General features: G+C 59.5%; 10 protein-coding genes. 8 read left to right on the plus strand and 2 right to left on the minus strand.

Going from position 1 to position 10,157, the window contains the following annotated elements; genetic code table 11:
- From D2V07_RS18200 to D2V07_RS18220, 5 genes are all read left to right on the plus strand, one after another.
- Positions 1-741, plus strand: a 741-nt coding sequence (locus D2V07_RS18200; RefSeq protein WP_147367073.1) for a UDP-glucose dehydrogenase family protein, incomplete at its 5' end; no start/stop codon positions are given.
- Between the two features lie 805 nt (positions 742-1,546).
- Positions 1,547-2,068: a Csu type fimbrial protein gene (locus D2V07_RS18205; protein ID WP_119588312.1), complete on the plus strand. Its 522-nt coding sequence runs from the start codon at positions 1,547-1,549 to the stop codon at positions 2,066-2,068.
- A gap of 17 nt (positions 2,069-2,085) precedes the next feature.
- On the plus strand, positions 2,086-2,826 hold the full coding sequence (locus D2V07_RS18210) for a fimbrial biogenesis chaperone (RefSeq protein ID WP_119588313.1): 741 nt from the start codon (positions 2,086-2,088) through the stop codon (positions 2,824-2,826).
- Positions 2,798-5,203, plus strand: coding sequence for a fimbria/pilus outer membrane usher protein (locus D2V07_RS18215; RefSeq protein WP_158586902.1), 2,406 nt, complete (start codon positions 2,798-2,800; stop codon positions 5,201-5,203). The genes D2V07_RS18210 and D2V07_RS18215 overlap by 29 nt, the downstream gene beginning before the upstream one ends.
- Before the next feature lie 5 nt (positions 5,204-5,208).
- Positions 5,209-6,192 carry a Csu type fimbrial protein gene (locus tag D2V07_RS18220; RefSeq protein ID WP_158586903.1) on the plus strand — a complete coding sequence of 328 codons (984 nt, stop codon included), beginning with the start codon at positions 5,209-5,211 and terminating at the stop codon, positions 6,190-6,192.
- 22 nt (positions 6,193-6,214) lie between these two features.
- Here D2V07_RS18220 and D2V07_RS18225 read toward each other — a convergent pair whose 3' ends face one another.
- Both D2V07_RS18225 and D2V07_RS18230 read right to left on the minus strand, forming a co-directional pair.
- Positions 6,215-6,580, minus strand: coding sequence for a hypothetical protein (locus D2V07_RS18225; protein ID WP_147367074.1), 366 nt, complete (start codon positions 6,578-6,580; stop codon positions 6,215-6,217).
- A 112-nt stretch (positions 6,581-6,692) separates the two neighbouring features.
- The gene (locus tag D2V07_RS18230) at positions 6,693-7,112 is read right to left on the minus strand and encodes a hypothetical protein (RefSeq protein WP_147367075.1); all 420 of its coding nucleotides are present in this window, start codon (positions 7,110-7,112) and stop codon (positions 6,693-6,695) included.
- 186 nt (positions 7,113-7,298) lie between these two features.
- On the opposite strand from D2V07_RS18230, the gene D2V07_RS18235 reads away from it, so the two are divergent.
- The 3 genes from D2V07_RS18235 to D2V07_RS18245 all read left to right on the plus strand — a co-directional run.
- Positions 7,299-9,344, plus strand: a complete 2,046-nt coding sequence (locus D2V07_RS18235) for a pilus assembly protein TadG-related protein (RefSeq protein WP_119584763.1) — start codon at positions 7,299-7,301, stop codon at positions 9,342-9,344.
- Positions 9,345-9,349: 5 nt separating this feature from the next.
- On the plus strand, positions 9,350-9,859 hold the full coding sequence (locus tag D2V07_RS18240) for a TadE/TadG family type IV pilus assembly protein (protein ID WP_119584765.1): 510 nt from the start codon (positions 9,350-9,352) through the stop codon (positions 9,857-9,859).
- Positions 9,856-10,157: TadE/TadG family type IV pilus assembly protein (locus D2V07_RS18245; protein ID WP_147366897.1), on the plus strand; the 302-nt coding region annotated here is incomplete at its 3' end. The genes D2V07_RS18240 and D2V07_RS18245, both read left to right, overlap by 4 nt.

Consider the following 10,157-nt stretch of genomic DNA (forward strand, 5'->3'; position numbering starts at 1 on the left):
ACCCGCAACGAGAGCCCGCTGGTGGTGATGAGCAGGCGCGCTGCCGAACTCACCAAGTATGCCGGCAACGCCTTCCTTGCGACCAAGATCGGCTTCATCAACGAGATCGCCGACCTGTGCGAGAAGGTGGGCGCGGATGTCGCCGACGTGGCGAAGGGCATCGGTCTCGACAGCCGCATCGGCAATCGCTTCCTGATGCCGGGTCCGGGCTATGGCGGCAGCTGCTTTCCCAAGGATACGCTGGCCTTGCTGAAGACCGGGCAGGACTACGAAAGCCCGCTGCGGATCGTGGAAAGCGTGGTGGCCAGCAACGACCAGCGCAAGCGGTCGATGGGGCGCAAGGTCATCCACGCGCTGGGCGGGGGCGACCAGCACGGCAAGACGGTGGCGGTGCTGGGCCTGACGTTCAAGGCCAACACCGACGACATGCGCGACAGCCCTGCGATCAGCGTGGTGCAGGCGCTGCAGGATGCAGGCATCAACGTGAAGGCCCACGATCCCGAGGGGATGGAGCAGGCAAGGAAGGTGATCGACAAGGTCACCTACTGCGATGGCCCCTACGAAGCGATGGACGGTGCCGATGCAGCGGTGATCGTGACCGAATGGGATACCTTTCGTGCGCTCGATTTCGAACGCGTGAAGGATCTGCTAAAGGACTTGGTACTGGTGGATCTCAGGAACCTCTACAGCCGCTCCGACGTCGAACGTCACGGATTCAAGTATGTTGCCGTGGGGCGGTAATTTTGACCTTGTTAGCGCCCAGCATGCTGAACTTCTCTGGCGGTTCTGCCCTTTACAAATCGAGAGAGTGATCGGCGCGTAAGGGGCTGGTTAACCTCTTGAACTTACGAATGCTTTCGGGGCGTCGAACCCTCAGGCTTCCCTGGTTGCCTTTTTCTTCATCGACGCCCCAACCATCTACGAGAGCGATAGATTCGCGCGCCCGGAACTTTAAGCCGATGACTGTTTGGCCAAGGGGCGCTCTGTAAACTACTGCGCGAACTACCTGCTTTTCGCCGTTGCCTGAATCCCTCTCGGCTTCAATCGGTTCGTCACGGCACCACGTGTTCCGGTCGTTCTTGGGGAGATCGAGCCCAAGCTCATCTTCGGGATAGATAACCGAGAGGCCGCACTTCGTGCGAACACGGCATCTACCTGGGGCGCACCAACACGCTGAACCCTGAGCCGGTCACTACAGACGGGGTTGGCTGATTCGGGTTCACCCATCATCTGCGACGAGGACACTTGTTGATCGGCAACGCCGTGGTTGGGGGGCTGACTTTGCGGGCAGCAAAAAAACTGAGGGCAGATAGCCGGCGGATACCAAGGGCGGCGTTATCGCGTTTGGACCTACTTAAAACAGCGCATAAACAGATTGTTGATGCCTGGAACACTTCCGGGGACGCGTAAGAAATTGTTGTTTGTTCTACTTGGGCAAGAACTTTTTTTAAGTTCTCGGGGCGGGGTCGTTAACCATTACTTTCGAGCTTTCTCCTAGCAGTCCGGGCGTTGCCGACGGGGCAACGTTAACCAACGGGGATATAAAATGACTCATTCGACCAAGTCGTGTGCTGTTTTTGGTGTTACTGCACTGGCTCTTTTCTGTTCCAGTGCCGCACATGCCGAAACGGCGACTTCCACCTTCGACGTGATGCTCGATATCGACGCAACCTGTTCCGTTACCGCGGGCACAGGATCGGACATCGATCTTGGCACCGAAGACTCCGACGCTACCGATCTTAGCGGTAGCAGCACCTTCTCGGTGAACTGCTCCAAGACCGTCCCCTATAACATTGGTCTTGCACCCTCGAACGGCGCAACGAATGGCGCTGGCGTAATGTCGCCGGCCGGTTCCAGCGCCGATGAGGTGCCCTACCAGCTGCGTCAGACGTCTGGCGCTTCCGGCACGATCTGGGGCGATACGGCAACCACGACTGCCGTAGGCAACGGCGTTGCCGGCACCGGAAATGGTGCTGACCAGGATCTCACGGTTTATGTGACTGTACCGAGCGCAAACTATGCGCCCGACAGCTACTCCGACACCGTCACGATCACGGTCAATTACTGAGCTGGAGAGCGATTGCTATGCTGTCCAACCTCTCCCGCAAGGCAATCATCCTTTTGGCATGCGCGGCCGTTCCAACGGCTGCGCATGCCGAAGGGCTTCAGGTGTCTCCCGTTTCGCTCGAGATTACGGAACGTTCGGGCGTCTTGCGTCTCGGTAACGGCTCTGCCGGACAGTTGCGGGCACAGGTTCGCGTCTATCGGTGGATCCAGGCTGAGGGTGAAGACCGGATGGTTGAAACCGACGAACTGATCGGCAGTCCGCCGTTCGTCCAGGTCGGTCCCGATGAGGAACAGGTCATCCGGCTCGTTCGCTTCGGCGATGCAGCCTTGGCGATGACCGAATGCGAGCGCTCCTACCGCGTCGTCGTTGATGAACTGCCAGGAAACCCGGACGAGGCGCAGACTGGGTTGCAATATGTCCTGCGCTATTCGGTGCCGGTCTACCTCCTCAATCCCGCATGCCAGAATGCGCAGCACGATTTGCGCTGGGAGATTACCATCGATGGCGATACCGCGTGGCTGAACGTGGTTAATTCCGGGCAAACGCGCGCGCAGCTCGCGACTGTCAGCTTCATTCCAGCGAGCGGGGAGTTCGTGACGATCTCGAACGGCCTGCTCGGTTACGTCCTTCCCCAAAGCGAGCGCAGGTTCGAGCTGGTCCAGCCAGCCGAAGTCTTCGCGAACGGGGGCCAGATCGAGGCCACACTCAATGGTACGCAACAGCGCGAAAATGTCGCGTTGGCTCTCGCGAATCGGTAAAGCCGCCTTGATCGCCTTGGCGCTGATCGCACAAAGTGCACAGGCAAAGGATCACAGGACCGCCGCCGATACAGCTGAGCGAACGATCGACCGGACACAGATCGCATCTGCGGTGACCTATGATCGTACGTCGACGCCAGTCCAGGGGACGCTATTGTTCCTCGAGGTCGAGGTCAACGGGATGGATCACGGCCTCGCCCAGTTCCGCCTCATCGACGAGGAAGTGTGGGCGTCGCGCTCGGTCCTGCAAGACCTGGGGCTGCGCTTGGACGATGTGCCAGTCGCGAGCGACGACATGGTCTCGCTTGCCGAGGCGTACGGACAGAACTTCAGGTACAATTCCGGCGCGCAGTCGCTTTCGATCATTGTGGAAGCGAAGCAACTTGCGGTGGCGACAAGCCGCCTGAATTTCTACGATCAGGACAATCCCGTCGCCCAGAGCGCTACGGGCCTGCTCCTGAACTATGACCTTTATGCCAACTTTGCCAGCGGCAGGATTTCGCTGGATGGCGTGACCGAGGCCCGCGCCTTCTCCGGCAATTTCCTGATGGAAAGTGTCGGCATATTCCAGCTTGGTGATCGTGGTCCGGCGGGGGACGCCCGCTTCCTGCGGCTCGATACCAGTGCTGCGCTAACGTTCCCTGAAAACCGTCTTACGGTTCGCATGGGCGACATCGTGACCCGCTCGACAAGCCTTTCACGCCCCAGCCGGATAGGCGGGGCTCGCATCGGTACCGATTTCGCGCTGCAACCCTATTTGATAACAGCTCCCGTTCCAACCTTCTTTGGCGAGGCGACACTTCCGTCGACCGTGGATCTCTACATTGATGGGATTCGTCGCTATTCCGCAGATGTCGCCCCCGGTCCTTTCGAGATTGGTTCCGGCCCGACGCGGGTGAACGGTGCCGCGAGTGCGGAACTGGTAGTGACCGACGTACTGGGGCAGGTCACCACTCTGGACTTCCCGCTTTACGATACGCCCCTACTCCTTCGAGAAGGTTTGTCGGACTGGTCTGTCGAGATAGGCACCGTGCGGCAGAACTATGGCCAACGATCGTTCGACTACGCAAACCAGCTTGTGGCAAGCGGTAGCCTCCGGCGCGGTATCAGCGATATCCTGACCGTCGAAGGCCACGCAGAGGTTTCATCTTCGCTGCTGAATGCAGGCGGCGGGTTTGCCCTCGCATCGCCCGGCTTCGGCGTGATCTCGGCGTCCATTGCCGCCAGCCAGCACGATGGCAGAACCGGCCATCGTTTCGAAGTCGGCTATTCGTTCACGACATCAAGCTTCAATCTCGCAGCCACGCTCCAGCGGACGAGCAACGATTTCGCCGATATTCCTTCAACAGCAGGTGCGAGTTTCCCCCGCGAACGCGAAATCGTGAGCGCGGGATATAGCGACGAGCGGCTGGGTACCTTTGGGGCGAGCCTCGTGCGGCAGCTGTCTGATGGGAAAGAGCGGACAAGCTATGCGAATGCCAGCTGGAGCCGGTTCGTGACCGAAGAAATTTCGCTCAGCCTGTCGGGCAACATCAATCTCGAAAACACATCCGATAAGGGCGTGTTTGCGACACTTACCTACATTCCCGGCAACCGTGATCATTACCGCGCCTCCGTGCAGGCCCACAAACGGCGTACCACAGGCGCGTTCGGATATCGCCGTAACGTTCCCTACGAAGGCGGCATGGGCTGGGCAGTCGACGGATCCTACGACGGCGATCGCTTCCGCGGCGCCGCACAGTTCGACCATCTTGGATCCTTCGGACAGGCAACCGCCGGCGCGCGTATTTTTGGCAGCAACACATCGGGATACCTAGGCTATTCGGGGGCTATCGTCGCAATCGACGGCTCGGTCCACGCGGCCCGCAAGATAAACGATGGATTCGCGCTCGTTTCTGCTGCGGGCTTCGCCGATGTGCCGGTAAGCCTGAATAACAGGCGCATCGGCGTGACCAACGGCGAGGGTCGTCTGCTAGTGACAGGCCTGAACGCCTATCAGCACAACCGCCTCTCGATCGACACCGCCAACCTGCCACCGGATATCGAGGTGGGTTCCGATGAGGAAGACGCTGTCCCTTCGCTACGTGCCGGAGTGACCGTTGATTTTGGTCTCGCCCAAAGCCACTCGGTTCTGGTGACAGTTGTCGACCAAGCGGGAGTGCCCATCCCGACGGGCACTATCGCCCGCACAGGCAAGAATGATGAGGCGCTCCTCATAATTGGCTACGACGGCCAATTGTTCATCGAGGATGCCACTCCCGGAGGGCGCGTGATGGTTGATAACGATCGTTCGCCGTGTGCCTTCACTCTGCCTGCGAGTTTTCCCGAAAACACCGCAGGACGACTGGGCCACGTCGTCTGTTCGAGAGAAGGATGATCCTGATGCTGCAGCACCCCTCCTTCGACCTCTCGCGCGCGATCGTGAGGACTGTTCTTGTGCTCCTCGCAGGTCCACTGCTGGCCATACTGTTACCCGGCCAAGCAGAAGCGAACGTCGTTTGCCTGATCGACAACGCGGAACTTGAGTTCGGAACGAGCCCGACGGGCACTGGCACTATTGACTACACTTGCACGAACTACTCCTACACGCCGCGCAGCTTTGCGCTTTGCGTCGGCCTGGGAAACCCGAGTTGGCCCGGTACCCCGCAGCAACCGGTACTGCGTTCCGGCAACCGCTTTGCAGGTTACCAGGTGTTCGAGGATCCCGCGCTGAGCCAGCGTTGGACAGCCCAGCGACCGCTTACAAAGCTCATATCAATGCCTGCCGGCATGGCGTCTTCCGTATCGGGCAGCTTCCAGTTCTACGGCGCGATCGCCTCCGGTCAGACCCCGGTTCCGGATACCTACAGCGCATTCTTCTACAACACGGTTCTCGGAACGCCCGATAATGGCGGCCAATGCCGCACATCGGGAAACACGGGGTTCTCCTTCTCTGCCCAGCAGTTCACTCTGAGCCTGGGAGCGCAGATTGCGAACGCATGCCGGATAGTGGCGACCGGCAATGCAGATCTTGGTTCGGTCTCGGCCGCTAGAGGCCCAGTGTTTGGCACAGGTAGTATCGCCGTAAATTGCCCGAGCGGCACATCCTTTAACATCGGGCTGGAGCCGTCGAACGGCCATCAAGCAGGATTTGGCGATATGAGCGGTAGCCCCGGCAATTCCGACACCGTTCCCTACCAATTGCGCAGCGGCAGTTCGACGGGACCGATCTGGGGTGCCACGGCGAGTTCGACCAATGTCGGTAACGGAGTGTCCGGGACAGGCAATGGAAACACCCAGGATTATTCGGTCTACGTAACCGTTCCGGACACCGATGTGACGCCCGATAGCTATTCCGATACCGTGCGCGTCACGGTTCATTTCTGACTAAAGAATAGCAAACGATCCACTACGCAATGAGCGAGGTCACCTGTCCGCTACACTTTTCGACACGCAGGATCGGGTCTTCGATCCCGCGTGCACTAATGAGCCAGTTACCAGTATCGGCAAGGTCGTGTTCTGCAATCAGATCCCTAGCGGCTAAATAGCGATAATCCGGTAGGCTCATCAGATAGCTTCGCGCGATATCGCGAGCATCGGAAGCTTCTGGCGCCATACGCTCGGCAGTCTGAAGCGGGTCGTCAGGGTTGCGGCAGTCAGGCTCGATAACCAGGCGAAGGCCGAATTTCCCTTGGGCTGTTTGTGCGAGGGAATAGGTACCCGGGACTACGACACTGCCTAGCAATATTGCTGTCGAAGCTGCTTTTCCAAACATGCGTCCAAATCTCGTGTTTTACCCGTTTGGTTCCGGCGTACTTGCGGCCTGGTTTGACGGGAGTTGGATTATCGACGATCAGCGAAGTCCGCTTTCGGGAAGCGATCTGATCTCAAGAATGTTTGCCGGCATCGATGGTCGGTGCCGGCGCAAATGCCGCCGCTGAAGTCGAGCCCACAAGCGCCTGACCGCCGGCATCGTAGTCGTCGATCAACGGTTCGGTGCCAGCATCGGTTGGTTCCGCGACCTGGCTTTCGGTATCATCCGGTTCAACGGTGGGGTCAGCAGCGTCATACCACGAGTGATCGGCTGCGCTCGCGGTTTCGTTTATCTCGTTGGATTGCGCGACTGCGGCGCGCGTGACCGGCCTGGTCGCTGTGGAGGGGCCATCATTCCCGTCCGAGGTGGATCTGCTTGCGATAACGCTCTGAGTAGCGGTCTCCAGCCGGCTGGAATCCCCGGTATCCTCGAAGACGAACACGACACCTGCCAGGACAAGGCAGGCGAACGAGAGCGTTGATTTGCTTTTCACAATCTATCTCCCTGCCGCAGTTGCTGTGACGTGTGAGGTCAGGGGGCTAAGGAGAATTATCGAACAAATTCTTAATGTTGTGTTCCGGAAGGGCCAGTGCCGAACCGGCAAAAGCCCACTGGGTATAACGATTTCTTAGAGGTAATCAGGGAAACGCTTCGCAGGTGTGTTGTAAAAGGCGTCAGAATGCGCGCGAGTAACAAGATCAGACAGTTCCTCGGCAAGCTCATCGCTTGTACGCAGGGCGGCGTCACGACGCTTGCCACTCTAGCTCTTCCCGTTCTTATCGGGTCCGCCGGACTGGCCGTCGACCTGAACCGCGGATACCAGCAGCGCATCATCAACCAGCGTGCTGCTGACCTGGGCGCGCTGGCCGCGGCGATTGCTTTCCAGAACACCAGCGATGCCGCGATCCTGACCCCAACGGCTCGCGATGTAGCGGTTGCAAATGGTCTGGTCGGTGCGACTGTTGTCGCAACGCTCGTCAACGATTTGCCCAACGCCGGCGACCAATCCGTGCGCGTCACCGTAAACGAACTGGTGCCTTACACCCTTGCGAGCGTTCTCGGACTGTCGGGTTCCTTCGACGTGGCTGCAGAATCCATGGCAAGCCTTTCGGGCGGCACCAGTTTTGCGGCACCCTGCTACCTCGCTCTCGACGGTGGAAAGGCGGCCATTTCGGTAACCGGCGGCGCCTCGATCGACGCACCGAACTGCTCGATCGCGGCGATTGGCGAGATCGAGAACAAGGGCCAGCTGATCCGCGGCGCCGATATCATCTCTGGCAGCAGTGACATCTACGTGAACCACGGCGAACTCGACGCAGCAACCCTGCGGTTTGCAGGCAGTTTCAACAAGCCGGGCTGGAACAACGCCGTCCCTCCGCCAAAGGATTGGATCAACGAGGCGACCCCTCTTTCAGACCCTTGGGCGAATAATCCCGATCGCGTTGCCGCGATGGCACTGCTCGGCAATTTCAGCAGCCCGCCGGCGCTGAGCGACCCGTCGACCCCCAACGGCAGTGACTGGAAGTTCACCTGGAACCCCAGCAGCGCGGTTTCAGCTTACCGGCAGGGGACCAGCGGCAATTACATCGTCCCTGCCGGGGTCTACAATATCAGGAAGTTCGAGGTCGCAGGCGGAATCAACGTGACGTTCGAGAACGGCTCGATCATCCGGGTGCGCCAGGGCGTTTCCATTGGCGGTGGTTCGAATGTCAATTTCGGCGACAGCGATGTCTATGTGAACGGCGGCTTCGACAGCGGTTCGAACGGCGTCACATTTGGCAACGGTGCGCTCTGGATCGGAAGTGGCCAGGTCCGCTTCCAGGGCACCAACCGCAAGGGTGATGGCGATGTGCTGATCAATGCGGACGTCAGCCTGGGCGGTGGCCAGCACCTCCTCGTCGGAGACGGCAACCACTATTTCGGCGGACTCGATATCGGGGGCGGCGGCACTGCGCGCCTTGGTGCAGGTGATTTCGTTGTTGCCGACGGCATCCGCATCAGCGGAAACAGCGAACTGGCCATTGGCGATGGTGACATCATCGTGGGCCCCGGGAACGGCAATCGCGCCATCTTTCTCAGCGGCAGCGCGCGGTTCTTCATGGGCGACGGGCAATTCAGCGCCAATGGCGATATCGATACAGCGGGCGGCAGCCGCCTTGCTTTTGGCCGAACGCCAAATCATTACATCAACGGCGATATGAAGATCGCGGGTTCCGTGCTTTTCGGTGCAGGCCGCTACACAATCAACGGCGATTTCGAAAACGGCACCGGGGGCACCACCTGGCCCTACACCTCGGGGTTGACGGGCGAAACTTACGGTAGCGTTCTCGAAGGCGAGAGCGTCTCCGGTTTCGACATGGCGGGCATCAATGTCACCTTCGTTCTGGCAGGCACGATCAAGCTTGCTGGCGGGGCAAAGACGAAGCTCGAAGCAGCGAACTACACGCAGGCCGGCGGTTTCATTTCGGAACTGCTGCTGACGACCGAGAACGATGACGATGCAAACTGGACGGGCGGAAGCCTGAGTTCGTTCGCCGGAACACTGCATCTGCCCAATGCGCAGGTCAAAATGGCTGGTGGCAACAGCACCAGCACAACGAAGTGCATGACTCTCATTGCCAACACGATCCGCGTCAACGGTGGCGCCGCGACCGGCTCTGCCTGCACGATGATGGAAGACCTCGGTGGTGGCGGCAACAACACAAGAGTCAGGCTGATAGGATAGATCCCATGCGCAGTTTCTCTCTTTCGACCATACGGCGCAACGAAGATGGCGTGGCCACTGTGGAGTTCGCCCTCTGGGTCACCGGGTTCTTCATGATCGTCATGGTGGCGCTTGATTTCGGAATGTTCTTCATCGAGCGTGGCAAGGTCAACGAAGCCGTTGCGGCATCTGCCGTTGCGTCCTTCGAGGAAGCGGACAACGTCAACTTCGGTGTTCTGCCGAATTATGTCCGCAGTATTGCCGATAACCAGGCCATAACGGTTGCCATGTCCTGCAACGGCGTGGCCAACAGCTGCACGAACCTGAACCGCACGTGCGCGTGCCTGAAAACCGATGGAACCTATGTCGCAGCCGCCTGCGGCAACATCTGCACCGGTCCTGATGTTACCGGGGGATCGACAGCCGGCTATTATCTGACGATCGAAGCGGACCAAGGGTTCAATCCCGTCGTCTTGCCAGCTGGCCTGCTGTCCGACACATCGGTGACGCAGCAAGCCACGGTGCGGCTGCAATGAGCTTCATACGAAGACTTCGCGACGACGCGCGAGGGGTGTCGACCATCGAGTTCGCCCTGCTCGCGCCGGCATTCCTGACGCTGGTATTCGGCACGATCGAGGGCAGCCGGATCGTGTGGACCAAGAACACGCTGGATGAGGTGGCTTTCGCAACAGCGCGGTGCATGTCGGTCAGTCTGGAGTGCGAAACCGAAACGGAGCAACAGGATTTCGCTGTCGACCGCGCGGCCTCCTACGGGATCGCGATCGTGGCGGCAGACGTGACCGCCACAGCCGATGCGGACTGCAACGGATTTCC

Source organism: Aurantiacibacter zhengii, assembly GCF_003584125.1.
Lineage (GTDB): Bacteria > Pseudomonadota > Alphaproteobacteria > Sphingomonadales > Sphingomonadaceae > Alteraurantiacibacter > Alteraurantiacibacter zhengii.

Coding starts and splice junctions, on each gene's coding strand:
- D2V07_RS18205 (WP_119588312.1), top strand. CDS start 1,547: ATGACTCATTCGACCAAGTCGTGTGCTGTTTTTGGTGTTACTGCACTG.
- D2V07_RS18225 (WP_147367074.1), bottom strand. CDS start 6,580: ATGTTTGGAAAAGCAGCTTCGACAGCAATATTGCTAGGCAGTGTCGTA.
- D2V07_RS18210 (WP_119588313.1), top strand. CDS start 2,086: ATGCTGTCCAACCTCTCCCGCAAGGCAATCATCCTTTTGGCATGCGCG.
- D2V07_RS18235 (WP_119584763.1), top strand. CDS start 7,299: ATGCGCGCGAGTAACAAGATCAGACAGTTCCTCGGCAAGCTCATCGCT.
- D2V07_RS18220 (WP_158586903.1), top strand. CDS start 5,209: ATGCTGCAGCACCCCTCCTTCGACCTCTCGCGCGCGATCGTGAGGACT.
- D2V07_RS18215 (WP_158586902.1), top strand. CDS start 2,798: ATGTCGCGTTGGCTCTCGCGAATCGGTAAAGCCGCCTTGATCGCCTTG.
- D2V07_RS18240 (WP_119584765.1), top strand. CDS start 9,350: ATGCGCAGTTTCTCTCTTTCGACCATACGGCGCAACGAAGATGGCGTG.